Origin of the sequence: Nocardioides sp. GY 10127 (genome assembly GCF_004919085.1) — a bacterium.
GTDB lineage: Bacteria > Actinomycetota > Actinomycetes > Propionibacteriales > Nocardioidaceae > Nocardioides.
In genome coordinates this window covers 567,238-584,821 of sequence record NZ_STGL01000003.1, presented here as the reverse complement: position 1 = coordinate 584,821, position 17,584 = coordinate 567,238, and the positions used below count along the sequence as shown (strand labels likewise).

The following is a 17,584-nucleotide window of genomic DNA, read 5'->3' as shown; positions in this document are numbered from 1 at the left end:
TCACCGAGGTGGGTCGGTGCCCGTGACTAGGCTGCCCGTCATGGCGAAGGCGGACGGCGGCGACGGTCCTGGCGGGGGAGCGCGAGGTGCGCGTGAGCAGCCCGGACCGGGTGGTCTTCGAGCCGACGCCCCGCACCCCGGCGATCACGAAGCTGGACGTGGCGCAGTACCTGGTCGCGGTGGAGGACGGCCTGATGCGGGCGCTGCGCGACCGGCCTGTGGCCCTCGAGCGCTGGCCCGGCGGCGTCCGCGAGGGGATGCGCCTGGCGACGGGCCCGCAGGACCGTGACGCCGACGCGTTCTACCAGAAGCGCGTGATGAAGGGGGCGCCCGACTACCTGGAGCCGGTGCGCGTGACGTTCCCGTCGGGGCGCACCGCCGAGGAGGTCTGCGTCACCGAGATCGCGATCCCCGTGTGGTGCGCCCAGATGGGCACCCTCGTCTTCCACCCCTGGCCGGTGCGGCGTGCGGACGTCGACCGGCCCGACGAGCTGCGGATCGACCTCGACCCGCAGCCCGGGACGACCTTCGCGGATGCGGCCGCCGTCGCGGCCGTCGCCCGGGACCTGTTCGCCGACCTCGGGATGCGCGCCTTCGTGAAGACCTCCGGGAACCGGGGCGTGCACGTCTTCGTGCGGATCGAGCCACGCTGGGAGTTCCTCGACGTGCGGCACGCCGCCATCGGCTTCGGCCGGCTGCTGGAGCGGGCCGACGGACGCGTCACCACGGCCTGGTGGAAGGAGGAGCGGGGGGAGCGGATCTTCGTCGACTTCAACCAGAACTGCCGCGACAGGACCATCGCCAGCGCCTACTCGCTGCGGCCGCTGCCCGGCGCACCGGTGTCGACCCCGCTCACGTGGGAGGAGCTCGCGGAGACCGACGACCCGCGGGCGCTCAACCTCACGACGGTGCCCGCCCTGCTCGCGGACCGCGGGGACGCCTGGGGGGAGATCGACGAGGTCGCCCACGACCTCACGCCGCTGCTCGAGGCCTACGAGGAGCTGCCGGGCGGGGAGATGCCCTTCCCGCCCGACCACCCGAAGATGCCGGGCGAGCCGCCCCGGGTGCAGCCGTCGAAGAAGGTGGCCTCGCACTGGGACGCGGACGGCAACCGGGTCGAGGGCTGAGCGGCCCGCGCGTCGTCCTCGCGTCGTCCCCGCGTGGTCCCGCGCGTCGTCCCGGTGGGGAGAAGTTCCTGAAAAACGACCGACCCGCTTGGTGCCGACAGGGACGGTCAGCACCAAGCGGGTGTGTCGTAAACACCGGACATGATTCCCCCAAGAACCATGTCAGGTTTCAGTTGTCAGGGCCCGTACCGTTTCCGCGTTCCCCCCAGAATCGCGGCATGCGGCCGTTTTCCTGCGGAGCCGCCCCCAGCGGCTCCGGTTGACACCAACAGTAAGCCGCATCACTGGGCGTCCGGGCCACCGCAGATCCACAAGATCCCCAGTCTTCGGTAACAGGAGATCCACGAAGGTGACAGGAGATCGACACCCCTGGGGGTAAGGGCGTTCCTGGCTCCCCGAGCGGGTGGTCGACCGGCCCCGGGTGGGGTTCCGAGGTGCCTCAGAAGCCGGAGACGCCCTCGCCCTCGCCGGCCTGCTCGTCGAAGTTCTCGTGCTCCAGCAGGTGCAGCACGGGGACGCCGAGGTGCCGACGGGCCCGCGACGTCCAGTCGACGTGGAAGAACTCGCTGACCACGTGCGGCGCCGTCAGGACGATGACCTCGGCGGCGTCGACCTCCGAGACCTTGGCGACCAGAGCGGTCACGGGCTCGGCGTCCGTCAGGGCGCCCTCCGCGGTGGCCCCGGCCTCGGCCAGCGACTCCAGCGAGGCGCGCAGGTCGCCACCGGCGCGCTCGTGGGCGGCCGCGTCGATCTCGCGCACCTCCTCGGGGGAGAGGAGGTCGGCGGGGCGGCCGGCGCCGAGGTCGCCCGAGAGCGAGCCCATCGCCGCCTGCACCTGCGCGCCGGCGTCCTCGACCGGCAGCACGACGTGGTAGACGACCTGCTCCCCGTCGTCCAGGAGACCCTGGTGCAGGCCTCGCACCCGGTCGGCGTCCGCGCTGCTCAGCGCCTGTTCGATGAGGAGGACCACGTCGTAGCTCACGCCTGTGACGATAGCCCCACGAGGGGGGTGGGGGCGCGGGCCGAGGGGCCCCTCAGCCGCCCAGGATGGCCGCGAGGTCGTAGCCGACGACCTGCTCGAGCTGGTCGTAGCCGCAGGAGGCGGGGTCGCGGTCCGGACGCCAGCGCTTGAAGTGCGCGGTGTGGCGGAAGCGGCGGCCCTCCATGTTGTCGTACTTGACCTCCAGGACCCGCTCGGGGCGCAGGGGGGTGAAGGACAGGTCCTTGCCCTGGCTCCACCGGCTCTGCGTGCCCGGCACTCGATCGGGGTTGGCGATGGCCCACTCCTGCCAGGCGCCCCACGGGTGCTCGCCGATCTCGCAGACCAGCGGCTGGAGCTCGTCGAACAGCTCGGCGCGGCGGGCCGCGGTGAAGCTGGCGCTCACCCCGACGTGCTGGAGGCCGTGCTCGGCGTCGTGCAGCCCCAGGAGGAGCGAGCCGATGAGCGGGCGCTCGGGGGTGGAGGTCTTGTGCTCGCGGTAGCCGGCGAGCACGACGTCCGCCGTCCTCTCGTGCTTGATCTTGAGCATCGTGCGCTTGTTGGGCTCGTAGGCGGCGCCGAGCGGCTTGGCCACCACCCCGTCGAGGCCCGCGCCCTCGAAGCGGCGGAACCACTCGGCGGCCTCGGCCGGGTCGTCGGTGACGCGGGTGAGGTGGCAGGTGGTGTCGGTGCGGCCGGCCAGGTGGGCCAGGGCCTGCTCGAGCGCGGCCCGGCGCTCGCTGAACGGGCGGGCGGTGAGGTCCTCGTCGCCCAGGGCCAGCAGGTCGAAGGCCACCAGCTGGGCCGGCGTCTCCGCGGCCAGCCTCGTGATCCTGGACGCCGCGGGGTGGATGCGCTCCTGGAGCACCTCGAACTCCAGCTTGCCCCGGCCGTCGTCCTGCGGGAGGGCGACGAACAGCTCGGCGTCGAGCACGCACCGCTCGGGCAGCTCGGCCCGCACGGCGTCCACGACCTCCGGGAAGTAGCGGGTGAGCGGCTTGGTGTTGCGGCTGGCCAGCTCGACCTCGTCGCCGTCGCGGAAGACGAGGCAGCGGAAGCCGTCCCACTTGGGCTCGAAGAGCAGGCCGCCGTGCTTGGCGGGGTCCGGCACCCCCGACACCGCCTTCGCGAGCATCGGCTGCACCGGCGGCATGACGGGGAGGTCCACGGGGCGATCCTGCCACTGGGTGGCTGCCCCGGGCTGGTGGGTGCGTTCGGTCCTCGTGTTCGCGAGGACCGCCCGGTGGCTCGGGCTGGCGGGTGGTGGGTGCGTTCGGTCCTCGTGTGGACGAGGACCTTCGGTGGCCTGCGGCGGGTGGCGGCTTCGGTCCTCGTGTCGACGAGGACCGAACGCGTCGGCCCGGGCGGTCGCCGCCGTGTTGCTGCAGGTCAGGGGGTTGTGGCCTGGGCGGCTGGTGGCCTCGGTCCTCGTGGGGGCGAGGACCGAACGCCGGCGCGGGTGGGCGGTGGCTTGGGTCCTCGTGTCGACGAGGACCGAACGCCTCGGCCGGGCTGTCGGAGCGGCCGGCGGGGTGGAGGGCCGACTCAGCCGAAGTAGGCGCGCCCCTTGCGGACGAGGTGACCGCTGAAGACTCCGCCGACCTTCGTGCGGCGGTCGAACCAGGTTGCCTGGCCGTCGGCGGACAGATCCACGGCGACCGGGCGACAGAGGGTGCCGAAAGCGTGGCGCTGGCCCGCGACAGCCTCCTTCGCGACCGCGGACACCTCCTCGCCGACCAGTACCGGGAACACCGCCAGCCCGCTCTGCATGCCGACCGGCAGACCCTTCTTGTTGGCTCGCGCCCAGGCCCAGGCGTCCTCCACGAACGACTCGATCGCCGGGGCGTCGACGCGGCTCCACGGCAGTGCCAGCGTGACGAGGTGGAGTCGGGTGGCCATCCACTGGAGCCTGAAGTCGGCGCGGTGGCCGAGCACGGCCCGGCCGCCGCGCAGCTGAGCCTCCCCGACGGTGCACCCGTCGGCGGCGAGTCGGGCGCGCAGCCCGGACAGGTACTCCTCGTGGGTCGTCATGGGAACCATGCTCCCAAGTCGCCTCGCCCTGCGGACCGCCAGGGTCCGCAGGCTCGGCCAGGTCGTGTGCCTGAGAGTGCACCGGAGACCGCGTCGGGGCACACGACCTCAGGGGTCGGGCCGAGGTGCTGCCCCGCCGGGCGGGCCCGTAGCCTGTGCGCGTCATTCCCCGGTTGGTCTGCCGGCAGGGCCCGCCTGACTTTGAATCAGGACTAGCGACGTAGGTTCGACTCCTACCCGGGGAGCAACGCGCCCTCCGCCTCGACACGGGGTGGTGGACGCCGGCCGGGGCGGCCGCGCAGGATCGCGGGCATGGCCTGCTTCGTCTCGCACACCACCATCGACTGCCGTGACCCCTTCGCCCTCTCGGAGTGGTGGAAGGCGCTGCTCGGCTACGAGGACCTCCCGGGGGACCCGAACCTCCCCGGTCACGAGGAGTGCATGATCCGGGACCCGGAGACCCATCACCAGCTCCTCTTCATCGAGGCCGAGCCGGCGCCGGGCCGCAACCGGTTCCACCTCGACCTGCGTCCGCGCGAGGGCACCCGGGACGAGGAGCTGGCCCGGGTCCTGGCGCTGGGCGCCCGGCAGCTGCACGACCGCCGCAACCCCGACGGCACGGGCTGGGTCGTCCTCGCCGACCCCGAGGGCAACGAGCTGTGCGTGCTGCGCTCGGAGGAGGAGGTGCGCACGGGCCCGCCGCCGCCCTGACGCCGGCCCTGACGCCGGCCCTGACGCCGGTACAGCCGTCCTCCCAGTCGGCACCCCGGCCGCCGTCCCCACCGCGTCCCACCGCACCGAGCCCGCGGCGGGACAAACATGGACGACTCACAGGTTCGGGGGGAGCGTTCAGCAGGTGACGATCACTCTCGGGCGCACGACCCTCGTGCGTGGCGCGCTGCTGGCCGCGCTGGTGCTTCTCCTCGCCGGGCTGCTCCCGGCCCTGCACGGGGACGGCGGCGAGCCCGCCGTCGCCGCCGTCGCCGCGAACGACCCGATCTCCGGTCGCTGCACCGGCGCCCAGCAGGGGGTGATCAAGGGCGACACCACCACCAAGGGACGCGAGGGCACCTACGCGATCACCTCGCTCACCCACGGCCTCGACGTCCCGTTCGACGGCACGAGCGGGGCCGCGACCGGGCGGCTCACGCACGAGCCGGTCGTGATCCGCACGGACGTGAGCTCCGCGACGCCGCTGCTCCTCCAGGCGCTCACCCGGCACGAGCTCCTCACGTCGTGCACGTTCCGTTTCTGGCGGACGGACGCGAAGGGGGTATCCAGGAACTACTTCCGCCTCGACCTCACCGACGCCTACCTCGTCTCCTACCGCCTCGTGGGTCGCCCGGGCGGCGACGACCAGGTCGTGTTCTCCCTCGTCTACGGCTCCGTGCAGTGGACGTGGACCGAGAGCGGCGTCACCACCGGGGCCGAGTGGGGGCAGGAGCAGTGAGGCCGGCCGGGCGCGCGAGGCTGCTCGCCGCCGGGCTCGGCCTGGCCGCGGGCGTGCTGCTCGCGGCCGGATGGCCGGCCCCGGGCACGGCGCTGGAGGGCTCGGGACGGGTGCCCTCCAGCGCCGGGCCGGGGTCGTCCGGGGCGGCGGCACCGCAGCCGGCCACCTACACGCCCGCGCCGTCGGCGGCCGGCGTCCGCACGCCCGTGCTGGGCCTGCAGGCGCCCGCCGTCGGCCCGACCACACTCGCCGACCTCGGCACGCGCGCCACCGCCGGGTACTGGCAGGGCTCGCTCGCGCGGGTCTCGACCAACGCCTCGGGCGCCGGGGCGAACGGCGGCCAGATCGGCAAGTGGTCGGTCTCTCCGGACGGGCACTACGTGGCGTTCTGGTCCGACGCGACGAACCTGGTCGCCGGGGTGCACGACGGCCTGCCCCACCTCTACGTGAAGGGCATCTCCGGCACCGAGAAGGGCCTCATCGGGGTCTTCGACACGGCCTCGGACGGCACCCTGTCCAACGGCTCCGGCGGCGCGAACGCCGAGCAGGTCCAGTGGCGGCCGGACGGCAAGGAGCTGCTCTTCATCTCCGAGGGCACCAACCTCGTGCCCGGGCTCGACCTGCCCAGCGGCCCCTACCTGTACGCCAAGAGCCTCGAGGACGGCTCGACCGGCTTCATCGCGGACGGCGTCGGCGACGGCACCTGGTCCCCGAACATGACGTGGATCGTCTTCGGCTCCCGCCACGACGGCTACTGCACGTTCGTCAGCAGCTCCGGGAACCCGTGCACGCACGTCTCTGATGGCTCCTACCAGCTCTACGCCTGGAAGGTCGGGACGTCGCAGTACCGCCTGGTCTCCGGGGACGCCGACGGGGCGATGCCCAGCGCCATCCCCGACGACTCCTACCGGCCCGTGGTCTCGCCTGACTCGAGGACGGTCGCGTTCGTCTCCTACGCCCGCGACCTCGTGCCGCACGACACGAACTCCTCCACCGACGTCTTCCTCAAGAACCTCTCCACCGGCGCGATCTCCCGCGGTTCCACGACGCCGAAGGGCGGTCAGGCGAACGCCGCCTCGGACTGGCCGGTCTTCAACCCGCGCAACGCCAAGCAGGTCGCGTTCCAGTCCGACGCCGACAACCTCGTGCGGGGCGACGGCAACACCGACACCGACATCTTCCTCAAGAACCTCGGCACCGGCGCCGTCCGTGCGGTCTCCGTGACGAAGAAGGGACGTTTCGTCATCTCGGTCGCGGGCAGCCGGGCCCCGCGGTTCTCCCCGGACGGCACCCGGATCGCCTACACCTCACGGGCGTGGAACCTCGTGCCCCGGGTCGATGCGAACTCCGTGGACGACGTCTACGTGACGACCCTGCGCACCGGTGCGGTGCAGCTCGTGTCCACGCCGCCGAACGGCAAGGACAGCAACGGGGCCTCCACCCTGTGGGGGGCGCCCGGCAGCACCGGCGGGTGGACGAAGGACAGCCGGACGATCGTGTTCGCCTCGGACTCGACCAACTTCCCGGGCAAGGACCGCAACGCCTTCCAGGCCGACCTGTTCGCCAAGCACCAGTAGCCGGGGCCGCCCCGGGCCGGCTCGATCACGGGCCACTCCGCTGCTGTGACCCGTCCTGCCGTCGGCCTTGGGACGCTGACGGCCCGCTGCGGACGACCCGCTGCTGATGACCCCCTGCTGATGACCTCGGGCCGTCCGCACGCGGGTCGACGCGGTCCCCGCGTCCCTGAAGCGTGCGACCCCCGGCCCCCCGCCGCTGTAGCGGGGTCGCACCGGAGAACGTGTCGGGCCCGTGCCGGACGGTCCCGAGGTCGTGAAGCGATTCAAGCCCAGCCCGGGACGTCGGGGGAGGTCGTCCAGGGATTCCGGACGTTTCCGGACACTGCGCGCACGGTCGTGAGCCCGTGACCCAGCGCGCACCGTCCGCGGGTGGTCTGGGTTGGGTGGGGGAGGACCGGCCCCGGACGCCTAGAGTGGGCCGTCTGCCGGTGCCGACCGTCGACACCCCGACCGCCCCCGACCCTCGAGTGGAGCCGCCCCGTGCCCGAGCCGGTGCTCACCGACCTGACCGTCGTCGTCCTCGCAGCCGGCGGGGGTACCCGCATGCGCTCGAGGACGCCGAAGGTGCTGCACGCCATCGGCGGACGCTCGCTGGTCGGGCACGTCCTGGCCGCCGTCGAGCAGCTGGGGCCGCGGCGGGTCGTCACCGTGATCGGGCACCAGCGCGAGCTGGTCGGCCCGCACGTGCTCGAGGTGATGCCGCAGGTGCAGCTCGTCGTCCAGGAGGAGCAGCGCGGAACGGGCCACGCGGTGCGCGTCGGCGTCGAGGCCGCGGAGGTCTCCACCGGCACCGTCCTGGTGGCCTACGGGGACACCCCGCTGCTCACCGGCGAGGCGCTGCGGGAGTTCGTGGCCGAGCACGAGGCCGCCCAGCGGGCGGTGTCCGTGCTGTCCGGGATCGTCGGGGACCCCACGGGCTACGGCCGGATCGTCCGGGACGCCGACGGCGACGTCGTCCGCATCGTCGAGCACAAGGACGCCACGCACGACGAGCGCCTCCTGGGCGAGATCAACTCCGGGATCATGGCCTTCGAGGCCGGGTTCCTCCGCGACGCCCTGCCGCGGCTGAGCGACAACAACGCCAACGGCGAGTACTACCTCACCGACCTGCTCGGCCTGGCCCGGGACGCCGGCCTCCAGATCGGCGCCCACGTCCTGGACGACGTGGTGCAGACCGAGGGGGCCAACGACCGGGTCCAGCTCGCGAACCTGGGTCGCGTGCTCAACGCGCGGGTCCTCGAGCGCTGGATGCGCGCGGGCGTCACGGTCGTCGACCCGTCCACCACCTGGATCGACGTCGACGTGGACCTGGCCCAGGACGTGACGATCCTGCCGGGCACCCAGCTCCTCGGCGCGACCAGCGTCGGCGAGGACGCCGTGGTCGGCCCGGACACCACGCTGCGCGACTGCGAGGTGGGCGCGGGCGCGAAGGTGGTCCGCGTGCACGGCGAGCTCGCCGTCGTCGGTGCCGGCGCGGACGTCGGGCCGTTCTCCTACCTGCGCCCCGGCACCCGCCTGGGCGCCGGCGGCAAGATCGGCGGCTTCGTCGAGACCAAGAACGCCGTGATCGGGGACGGCGCGAAGGTGCCGCACCTGTCCTACGTGGGCGACGCCGAGATCGGCGAGGGCACCAACATCGGCGCGGGCACGATCTTCGCCAACTACGACGGGGTGGCCAAGCACCGCACGACCGTCGGGGCCCACGCGCGCACCGGCTCGAACAACACCTTCGTCGCCCCCGTCGAGATCGGCGACGGCGCCGCGACCGGCGGCGGCACGGTCGTGCGGGGGGACGTCCCGCCGGGCGCGCTCGCCGTGAGCGCCGGCCCGCTGCGGATCATCGACGGCTGGGCGCTGCAGCGGCGCGCGGGCACCGCCCAGGCCGAGGCCGCGCAGGCCGCCCTGGACGCCTCCGCCGACGAGTGACCTTGCTCGCCCCACGCGGGTAAAGCCCAGGTGAGCGGCGGGTGACACCCCCGTGACCTGCGGCTTCGCCGGTGCCCGCGCGAGGGGCGGTCTCACCGGCTGACGCGGAGTTGGCGGCGTCCTCGGGGCCGGGCAGAATCGCCGGAGCCGACGTCGTCAGGAGTGGAGTGCCGCATGACCGGTTACAAGAGGACCACCGAGAAGAACCTCATGGTCTTCAGCGGTCGGGCGCACCCCGCGCTGGCCGAGGAGGTCGTCGAGATCCTCGGCACCGACCTGGTGCCGACCAGCGCGTACGACTTCGCGAACTCGGAGATCTACGTCCGCTACGAGGAGTCCGTCCGCGGGTGCGACGCCTTCGTGATCCAGAGCCACACGGCTCCGATCAACGAGTGGATCATGGAGCACCTGATCATGGTGGACGCCCTCAAGCGCGCGTCCGCCAAGCGGATCACCGTCGTCATGCCGTTCTACGGCTACGGCCGCCAGGACAAGAAGCACCGCGGCCGCGAGCCGATCACGGCCCGCCTCATCGCGGACCTGTTCAAGACCGCCGGCGCCGACCGCCTCATCAGCGTCGACCTGCACGCCGACCAGGTCCAGGGCTACTTCGACGGCCCCGTCGACCACCTCATGGCGCTGCCGATCCTCACCGACTACGTGATGGAGAAGTACGGCGACCAGCCGCTCTGCGTGGTCTCCCCGGACGCCGGCCGGATCAAGGTCGCCGAGCGCTGGTCGGCCAAGCTCGGCGGCGCCCCGCTGGCCTTCATCCACAAGACCCGCCGCACCGACCGGCCCAACGAGACGGTCGCCAACCGCGTCGTGGGTGAGGTCAAGGACAAGATCTGCGTCCTCACCGACGACATGATCGACACCGGCGGCACCATCGTGAAGGCCGCCGAGGCGCTCATGGCGGACGGCGCGGCCGGCGTCATCATCGCCGCGACCCACGCGATCCTCTCCGACCCGGCCGTCGACCGGCTGAAGAACTGCTCGGCCGTCGAGGTGGTCGTCACCAACACGCTGCCGATCCCCGAGGACCGGAAGTTCGACAAGCTCACCGAGCTCTCGATCGCCCCGCTCATCGCCCGGGCCATCCGCGAGGTCTTCGAGGACGGCTCCGTCACCTCGATGTTCGACGGTCACGCCTGAGCGAGCCACGCACCACCCGCTGACCCCGTCGCCCTCAGGGCGGCGGGGTCAGCGTGCGTCGTAGGCCGCCCGCGCCGCCTCGATCTCGCCGATGTGCCGCCGCGACCACGCGTCGAGGGCGGCCACGGCGTCCACGAGCGTCCGCCCGAGGTCGGTGAGCGTGTACTCCACCCGCGGGGGCACCTCGGCGTGCACCTCGCGCACGACCAGGCCGTCGCGCTCCAGGCCTCGCAGCACCTGGGTGAGCACCTTCGGGCTGATCCCCTGGATGGTGCGGCTCAGCTCGGAGAACCGGTGCGTGCGCTCGGCCAGGAGGAGCAGCACGAGCATCGTCCAGCGGTCGCCGACGCGGTCGAGCACCGTGCGCGTGGGGCAGTCCGCGGCGAACGGGTCCGGCGGCAGGTCCAGCCCCGTGACGTCGGAGAGACTGGGGCCGGACGAGGTGCTGGACGAGGTGCTGGGCGGGGGGCTGGTGGCGAGGTCTGTGCGGCTCACCTGGGCACTATGCCACGGGTAACCACGGCACTTCCAAGTCACTGGTCACTTTCGGGAAGCATTGGGGATGACCTGCGGTTGCGACCCCACGTCACCCCCGGCGTCTCGCCGGGACCGAGCCTCAGGGAGGAACCCCATGTCGATCGTCGTCCTCGGAGCCACCGGCCACCTCGGCCGCTTCGCCGTCGAGCACCTGCTGGAGCGCGGCGTCGCGCCCGCCGAGATCGTCGCCACCGGCCGTGCGGTCGAGAAGCTGACCGACCTGGCCGCGCGGGGCGTCGACGTCCGCGCCGTCGACCGGGACGACGAGGCGGCCGTGGCGGCCGTCCTCGAGGGCGCCACCAAGGTGCTCCTCGTCTCCGGCATCGAGCCGCAGCGCCTCGCGCAGCACAAGACCGTCATCGCCGCCGCGGAGAAGGCCGGCGTGGAGCAGCTCGTCTACACCTCGGGCCCGAAGGCCACCGAGTCCGACATGCTCCTCATGGCCGACCACAAGGCCACCGAGGAGGCGCTCGCCGCCTCGTCGGTGCCGAGCACGGTGCTGCGCAACGCCTGGTACGTCGAGAACTACACCGACCAGGTGGGCATCTGGAAGGAGCACGGCTACGCCGGCGCCGCCGACCCGGACGCCCCGATCTCCGTCGCCCTGCGCAGCGAGTACGGCGAGGCCGCCGCCGTCGCCCTCACCACCGAGGGGCACCTCGGCAAGACCTACGAGCTGGGCGGCGAGCAGGTCTCCTCGAACCAGATCGCGGCCACCGTCTCCGCGGTCGTCGGCCAGGAGATCACCTACACCCAGGTGCCGGTCGAGACCTACCAGCAGATCCTCGCCGGCGCCGGCGTCCCCGCGCCCATGGACGCCGTGCTGGCGGACGTCGACCGGGCCATCTCCACCGGCGGCGTGCTCGTGCCGCCGACCGACCTCGAGGCGCTGCTCGGCCGCCCGGCCACCGCCCTGCGTCCGGCGGTCGAGTCGATCCTGGGCTGAGCCGCTCGCACGCCCGGGACGTCATGCGGAGGGGACGTCCGTCCCCTCAGACGCATGACGTCCCGGGCAGCCGCGCTCACGCCAGGTCGTCGAGCGTGTCGTTCCAGAGCCGCGCGAGCACGGTGGGCACGCTGCCGGAGGCGAGCAGGGCGGCGAGCCGCTCCTTCTGGCCGGCGGTGAGCGCCACGGTGGGGAAGGCGCGGCCGACGACGAGGCTGAACCCCTGGCCGCGGCTGCCCGCGATGCCGGGGGCCTGCTCGAGGTAGGCGTCCACGTACTCGCGGACGAGCGAGGGCTCCTCGGCCGACCACAGGCCCGTCGCGCACGCCTCGAAGAGGCGGTTGCCGACGCCGGGCTCCGTCATCGTGGCCCAGGCCTCCGCCTTGGCGGCCGCGGTCGGTCGGGCGGCGAGCGCCCGGGCGGCGCCGAGGTCGCCCGAGGACGTCGGGTCGGCGACCCGCTCCGCCTCGATCCCCTCGGCGTCGAGCTGGCCGAGCTCGGCCAGCCGGGCCACGACCCGCCACCGCAGGGTCGGGTCCAGCGCCACGCCGGCCTCGGTGTGCCCGGCCGCGAGCCAGCCCTCCAGCATCCCCGCGTCGGAGGACGTGGCGGCGAGCCCCTGGGTGAGCGCGAGCGCCACGCCCTCGGTCGGGGCGGCGGAGGAGAGCAGCCCCACCGCGCAGGCGCCGGCGACGGTCGCCACCACGGTCGGTGCGTGCTCGGCCGGGGTCCGCAGGGCCAGCACCGGCCCCAGCGTCCGGCCGACCACCGCCCCGACGAGCGTCGCGTCGCTCTCCCGCGGCAGGTGCTGCCGGACGAGCTCGACGTAGCCCGCGACGTCCAGGTCGCGGGTGTGCACACGGTCGAACGCGTGCGCCCACAGCACGGTGCGCAGCAGGGGGTCCTCGAAGGAGGAGAGGTGCTCGGCGACCGCCGCGGAGGACGCGGGGTCCAGCGCGAGCCGCACGAACGACTCCCCGCCCGCGTTCGGGACGACGGCCAGGCCGGCCCAGTCCGGCAGCGGCACCGGGTCGTCGGCGACGTCCACGAGCGCGCGCGCCACCTCCCGCGGACCGTCGAGGGCCACCACCGCCACCCGGTGCGGGCGGGTGCCCTGGCGGCGCAGCACCGGCACGTCGTCCTGCCCGTCGATGCTCTCGCGGGTGACGGCGAGGATGTCGAAGCCGGTGGTGCGCAGCCACGCCTGCGCCCACGCGGCGACGTCGCGCTCGGAGTGGGCGTCGAGGGAGGCGACGAAGTCGGCCAGGGTGGCGTTGCCGAACCGGTGCGCCGAGAGGTGCGCGTTCACGCCCGCGAGGAAGTCCGGGTCGCCGAGCCACGTGACGAGCTGGCGCAGCAGCGAGTTGCCCTTGGAGTAGGAGATGGCGTCGAAGTTGGCGAACGCGGAGTCGACGTCGGGCACCTCCTCGGGCAGCGGCGCCACCGGGTGGGTGGAGCGGCGCTCGTCGGCGGTGTACGCGCCGGGCTTGCGCCGGCCCTCGTGCCCCACGAGCGTGTCGGGGAACCCGGCGCCGTCGGCGGCGACCCGGTACCCGAGGTAGTCGGCGAAGCTCTCGTTGAGCCAGGTGTCCTCCCACCAGCGCATCGTCACGAGGTTGCCGAACCACATGTGGGCCATCTCGTGGGCGATGGTGGTGGCCCGGCCGACGCGGGCGACCTCCGACGTCCGCCCGCGCGGGAGGTACTCGTCGCGGTAGGTGACGCAGCCCGGCGTCTCCATCGCGCCCCAGTTGTGGCCGGGGCCGAAGAGCTGGTCGTAGGAGTCGAACGCGTAGGGCTCCTCGAACAGCGTCGCGTAGTGGTCGAAGCAGCCGTTGGTGGTCTCGATGAGCTCGGGGGCGTCGCGGTCGAGGTCCGCGGCGAGCGACGCCCGTGCGTGCCAGCCGAACGGCAGGCCCGCGTGCTCCCAGGTCACGGAGTGCCACGGCCCGGCGCAGACGACGAACAGGCTCGGGCAGACCGGGGGAGTGGTCGCGAACCGCCAGCGGCCGGCGGCGCGCTCCTCGGCGTCGGAGACGACGCGGCCGTTGGCGATGACGGTCCACCGGGGGTCGGCCGTGACGGCCAGCGTGAGCGGGCCCTTGAGGTCCACCTGGTCGAAGCAGGGGAAGACCCGCTGCGCCACGTCGAGGGAGAGGTAGGCGGAGGCGTAGGTCTCGCCGTCGGCGGCGTCGGTCATGAGGTGCATGCCGTCGCCGTCGGTCACGTAGGGCACCCGGGCCACGACCTCCAGCACCAGCGGGACGCCGGTGGGCAGCCCGCGCAGCCTCACGCGCCGTCCGTCGTAGGAGTGGTCGACCGGCTCGCCGTCCAGGGTGACGGTGAGGCCCTCGCCGTCCTTGAGCTCCAGGAACGTCTCCGGCTCGGCGGTGGTGACCCCCACCCGCGCCGTGCACCCGTAGGTGCCCTGCGCGGGGTCGGTGAGGTCGAGGTCGAGGTCGTAGGAGATGTTCGACAGGACGGCGGCCCGCGACCGGGCCTCGGCGAGCGTCAGCGACATGGGCCCACCCTAGGGAGGCGCCCCGCGTCCCGCCCGTCCCGCCGGTCCGGGGCCGCCCGGCAGGACGATTGGCCCCAGCCGCGCGAGCCTGCGTATTCTTGTCCGGTTGCCTCGGCGAGGGAGCGGGGGGTCCCACCACGGACCGGCCCCGACTCCGTGATCGACAGGGCGGGACCTCTGGGTCGCGTCGTGTCCGATGCCCACCGCCGGGACGACCACCAGCACCCGGTCACGACTCGTGGCCGACGCAGCCCGCCCGCAGCCCCGAGCAGCACCGAGGAGTCCCGCATGTCCACCGAGAAGATCGCCGCCGAGAAGCGCACCGAGTTCGGCAAGGGCGCCGCCCGCCGCATCCGCCGCGCCGACAAGATCCCCGCCGTCCTCTACGGCCACGGCAGCGAGCCGCTGCACATGACCCTCCCGGGTCACGCCACGATGCTCGCCCTCAAGCACGGCGGCGCCAACGCCCTCCTCGAGATCGACCTCGACGGCGAGTCCCACCTCGGCCTCACCAAGCAGGTCCAGGTCGACCCGATCCGTCGCGTCATCGAGCACCTCGACCTGGTCGTCGTGAAGCGCGGCGAGAAGGTCACCGTCGAGGTGCCCGTGCACGTCGTCGGCGAGGCCGTCTCCGACGGTCTGGTCACCGTCGAGCACCAGACCGTCGAGGTCGAGGCCGAGGCCACCCACATCCCCGAGGCCATCGAGGTCTCCGTCGAGGGCGCCGCGATCGGCACCCAGGTCCACGCCGGCGACCTGACCCTCCCCCAGGGCACCACCCTGGTGACCGACGCCGACGCGCTCGTCGTCCACGTCTCCCAGGCCGCCACCGCCGAGCAGGTCGACGCCGAGATGGCCGAGGCCGAGGCCGAGGCCGGCATCGAGAAGGACGCTCCGGAGGCCGCCGAGGAGGCCTGAGCCCCCTCGCAGCACCCACGCAGCACCCACGTAGTACCCAGCAGCACCAGCGCACGGCCCGGGGGAGCCTGATGACCGACGACACCACGAGCAGCACCTGGCTCGTCGTCGGCCTCGGCAACCCCGGGCCGTCGTACGCCGGCCACCGGCACAACATCGGCTACATGGTCACCGACGAGCTCGCCTCCCGGATGGGCTCGGGGTTCCGCGCCCACAAGTCCGGCCGCGCCGACGTGGTCGAGGGTCGCCTCGGCGCCCCGGGCACCGACGCGCCGCGGGTCGTCCTCGTCCGACCCCGCTGCTACATGAACGACGTCGGCGGGCCGGTGAAGACCCTCGCGACCTTCTACAAGGTGGCCCCGGCGCGCGTCGTCGCGATCCACGACGAGCTCGACATCGACTTCGACACGATGCGGGCCAAGCTCGGCGGCGGCGACAACGGCCACAACGGCCTGAAGTCCATGCGCTCCAGCCTGGGCACCGGCGACTTCCACCGGCTGCGGGTCGGCATCGGCCGGCCCCCGGGTCGCCAGGACGTCGCCGACTTCGTGCTCTCCAACTACTCCACGGCGGAGCGCAAGATCCTGCCGTTCGTCGTGGACACGGCCGCCGACGCTGTGACGTCGCTCGTCACCGACGGCCTCGAGAAGACCCAGCAGCGCTTCAACTCCTGAGCTCGGGCTACGCTCCAGCCGTGACCTTCGAGCCTGGTACCCCGCCCGAGAACGCCGTCGACCACACCCTCGCGACCTGGCTGGCCGAGGCCGCCGGCCGCCGCCTCCTCGAGGTGCGCACCGAGGGCCTCGAGGGCAAGGCCCTCAAGGACGCCGGCGACGCCGCCGCGCACGAGCTGCTCATGAGCCTCGTCGCGCAGTACCGCCCCGACGACGCGGTGCTCTCGGAGGAGGGCAAGGACGACAAGGCGCGCCTCTCCGCCGAGCGCTGCTGGATCATCGACCCGCTCGACGGCACCCGCGAGTTCTCCGAGCCGCCGCGCGACGACTGGGCCGTGCACGTGGCCCTGTGGCAGGGCGGCACGCTCGTCGCTGGCGCCGTGGCCCAGCCGGCGCTGGGGGAGACCTTCAACACCGGCAACCCGCCGGTCGTCCCGCCGTCCTCCTCGCCCGTCCCGCGCATCGCCGTCTCCCGCTCCCGCCCGCCGGCCTTCGTCCAGGCGCTGGCAGAGGAGATGGGCGCCGAGCTGGTCCCCATGGGTTCCGCGGGCGTGAAGATGATGAGCGTCGTCCGGGACGTCGCGGACGCCTACGTCCACGCCGGTGGCCAGTTCGAGTGGGACTCGGCCGCCCCCGTCGCGGTGGCCCGCGCCGCCGGCCTCTTCACCTCGCGGGTCAACGGCGACGAGCTGGTCTACAACCAGGACGACGTGTACCTGCCCGACCTCATCGTGTGCCGCCCCGAGCTGTCCGAGCAGATCCTCGCGTTCATCGCCGAGCACGGCACGGAGTGACGCGGGAGTGACCTCCACGCCGACCGCCGGAGGCGTCCGGCACGTGCTGCTGGACGCCGACGGCGTCCTCCAGCACGGCACGGTCGGGTGGACCGAGGCGCTCTCGCCCTGGTTCACCCCGGCCGAGGCCGAGGCGTTCATGGCGGAGGCGTGGGAGGCCGAGAAGGCCCCGCTCGCCGGCGAGGGGGACTTCCTCGACGTGCTCGACCGGATGCTGCTGGCCCGGGGGCGTCGTGCCCAGGGCGAGCGCCTGCACGAGGCGGTCTGGCGCTCGCTGCACGCCGACCCCGGGTCGATGGCCCTGGTCGCGGCCCTCCGGGCCCACGGCTACGGGGTGCACCTGGGCAGCAACCAGGAGCGCAACCGCGCCGCCCACATGGACCGGACGTTCGGGTACCCGGACCTCTTCGACACCGCCTGCTACTCCTACCTCCTCGGGGTGGCCAAGCCCGACCCCGAGTACTTCCGCCGCTGCCTGGAGCGGATCGGCGCCCCGGCGCACGAGGTGCTGTTCGTCGACGACCGCGAGGACAACGTGGAGTCGGCGCGGTCCGTGGGCCTGCCGGCCCTCCACTGGGACCTGGGCCGCGGCCACGACGAGCTGCTGCGCGGCCTCGCCGAGCACGGGGTCGTGCTGGACGTCTGAGGCGGAGCCTGCCTCGCCGGCCCGGGCCGCCCGCGGCACACCGATGACAGCGTGATCCTGCGGGGCCGCCGGGACCAAGGTCCCGGCGGCCCTAGTCCTTTCGGACGGTTCTCACACCCCCTCCTGGGGTTCTCCTGGGCCCGCGCTCAGCAAGTTCACCCCGATCCGATCACCTGTTCACCGAGCGTTGGCTCAGGTCGGGGCATGAGTTACCGAGGCCGCTCATGATCGTCCTCGCGTCCGGCACACCGGGTCGCCGACGTCCTCACCCGGGCGTCGCCGTCGCGCCTCGGAGGGAACCCG

Annotated in this window: 16 protein-coding genes and 1 tRNA gene; 12 read left to right on the top strand and 5 right to left on the bottom strand. The window is 73.2% G+C overall.

What is annotated here, in order from left to right; all coding sequences use genetic code 11:
* Positions 1 to 92: 92 nt before the first annotated feature.
* Positions 93 to 1,127, top strand: a complete 1,035-nt coding sequence (locus tag E8D37_RS06310) for a DNA primase small subunit domain-containing protein (protein ID WP_240770222.1) — start codon at positions 93 to 95, stop codon at positions 1,125 to 1,127.
* Positions 1,128 to 1,566: 439 nt separating this feature from the next.
* Here the strand turns inward: E8D37_RS06310 and E8D37_RS06305 are convergent, their stop codons facing one another.
* From E8D37_RS06305 to E8D37_RS06295, 3 genes are all read right to left on the bottom strand, one after another.
* Complete coding sequence (locus tag E8D37_RS06305) at positions 1,567 to 2,109, bottom strand: hypothetical protein (protein WP_136568884.1); 543 nt, start codon at positions 2,107 to 2,109, stop codon at positions 1,567 to 1,569.
* Positions 2,110 to 2,161: 52 nt separating this feature from the next.
* Positions 2,162 to 3,274: an ATP-dependent DNA ligase gene (locus tag E8D37_RS06300; protein WP_136568883.1), complete on the bottom strand. Its 1,113-nt coding sequence runs from the start codon at positions 3,272 to 3,274 to the stop codon at positions 2,162 to 2,164.
* A gap of 377 nt (positions 3,275 to 3,651) precedes the next feature.
* Positions 3,652 to 4,137: a levansucrase gene (locus E8D37_RS06295; RefSeq protein ID WP_136568882.1), complete on the bottom strand. Its 486-nt coding sequence runs from the start codon at positions 4,135 to 4,137 to the stop codon at positions 3,652 to 3,654.
* Between the two features lie 166 nt (positions 4,138 to 4,303).
* Between E8D37_RS06295 and E8D37_RS06290 the strand changes: the two genes are divergently transcribed.
* The 6 genes from E8D37_RS06290 to E8D37_RS06265 all read left to right on the top strand — a co-directional run bounded on the left by E8D37_RS06290 (position 4,304) and on the right by E8D37_RS06265 (position 10,245).
* A tRNA-Gln gene (locus tag E8D37_RS06290) sits at positions 4,304 to 4,382 on the top strand.
* 67 nt (positions 4,383 to 4,449) lie between these two features.
* Positions 4,450 to 4,848 (top strand): VOC family protein, encoded by a 399-nt coding sequence (locus E8D37_RS19740; RefSeq protein ID WP_168929642.1) that lies wholly within the window; start codon positions 4,450 to 4,452, stop codon positions 4,846 to 4,848.
* 145 nt (positions 4,849 to 4,993) lie between these two features.
* Complete coding sequence (tssD, locus tag E8D37_RS06280; RefSeq protein ID WP_136568880.1) at positions 4,994 to 5,587, top strand: type VI secretion system tube protein TssD; 594 nt, start codon at positions 4,994 to 4,996, stop codon at positions 5,585 to 5,587.
* Positions 5,584 to 7,164 (top strand): PD40 domain-containing protein, encoded by a 1,581-nt coding sequence (locus tag E8D37_RS06275; RefSeq protein WP_136568879.1) that lies wholly within the window; start codon positions 5,584 to 5,586, stop codon positions 7,162 to 7,164. The genes tssD and E8D37_RS06275 overlap by 4 nt, the downstream gene beginning before the upstream one ends.
* A gap of 480 nt (positions 7,165 to 7,644) precedes the next feature.
* Complete coding sequence (glmU, locus tag E8D37_RS06270) at positions 7,645 to 9,090, top strand: bifunctional UDP-N-acetylglucosamine diphosphorylase/glucosamine-1-phosphate N-acetyltransferase GlmU (protein WP_276606467.1); 1,446 nt, start codon at positions 7,645 to 7,647, stop codon at positions 9,088 to 9,090.
* 174 nt (positions 9,091 to 9,264) lie between these two features.
* Positions 9,265 to 10,245 (top strand): ribose-phosphate diphosphokinase, encoded by a 981-nt coding sequence (locus E8D37_RS06265; protein WP_136568878.1) that lies wholly within the window; start codon positions 9,265 to 9,267, stop codon positions 10,243 to 10,245.
* Positions 10,246 to 10,293: 48 nt separating this feature from the next.
* On the opposite strand, the gene E8D37_RS20250 is transcribed toward E8D37_RS06265, so the two are convergent.
* Entirely contained in the window at positions 10,294 to 10,740 is a 447-nt protein-coding gene (locus tag E8D37_RS20250; protein ID WP_240770221.1) for a helix-turn-helix domain-containing protein, read from the bottom strand.
* A 136-nt stretch (positions 10,741 to 10,876) separates the two neighbouring features.
* Between E8D37_RS20250 and E8D37_RS06255 the strand changes: the two genes are divergently transcribed.
* Positions 10,877 to 11,728, top strand: a complete 852-nt coding sequence (locus tag E8D37_RS06255; RefSeq protein WP_136568877.1) for an NmrA family NAD(P)-binding protein — start codon at positions 10,877 to 10,879, stop codon at positions 11,726 to 11,728.
* A 76-nt stretch (positions 11,729 to 11,804) separates the two neighbouring features.
* On the opposite strand, the gene pepN is transcribed toward E8D37_RS06255, so the two are convergent.
* Positions 11,805 to 14,249, bottom strand: coding sequence for an aminopeptidase N (gene pepN, locus E8D37_RS06250; RefSeq protein ID WP_136568876.1), 2,445 nt, complete (start codon positions 14,247 to 14,249; stop codon positions 11,805 to 11,807).
* Positions 14,250 to 14,537: 288 nt separating this feature from the next.
* Between pepN and E8D37_RS06245 the strand changes: the two genes are divergently transcribed.
* The 4 genes from E8D37_RS06245 (at position 14,538) to E8D37_RS06230 (ending at position 17,281) form a co-directional block, all read left to right on the top strand.
* On the top strand, positions 14,538 to 15,167 hold the full coding sequence (locus tag E8D37_RS06245) for a 50S ribosomal protein L25/general stress protein Ctc (protein ID WP_136568875.1): 630 nt from the start codon (positions 14,538 to 14,540) through the stop codon (positions 15,165 to 15,167).
* Between the two features lie 71 nt (positions 15,168 to 15,238).
* A complete protein-coding gene (gene pth / locus E8D37_RS06240; RefSeq protein WP_136568874.1) occupies positions 15,239 to 15,841 on the top strand; it encodes an aminoacyl-tRNA hydrolase in 603 nt (200 codons plus the stop codon).
* A 20-nt stretch (positions 15,842 to 15,861) separates the two neighbouring features.
* The gene (locus E8D37_RS06235; protein WP_136568873.1) at positions 15,862 to 16,635 is read left to right on the top strand and encodes a 3'(2'),5'-bisphosphate nucleotidase CysQ; all 774 of its coding nucleotides are present in this window, start codon (positions 15,862 to 15,864) and stop codon (positions 16,633 to 16,635) included.
* A 7-nt stretch (positions 16,636 to 16,642) separates the two neighbouring features.
* Complete coding sequence (locus E8D37_RS06230; protein ID WP_136568872.1) at positions 16,643 to 17,281, top strand: HAD-IA family hydrolase; 639 nt, start codon at positions 16,643 to 16,645, stop codon at positions 17,279 to 17,281.
* Positions 17,282 to 17,584: the final 303 nt, after the last annotated feature.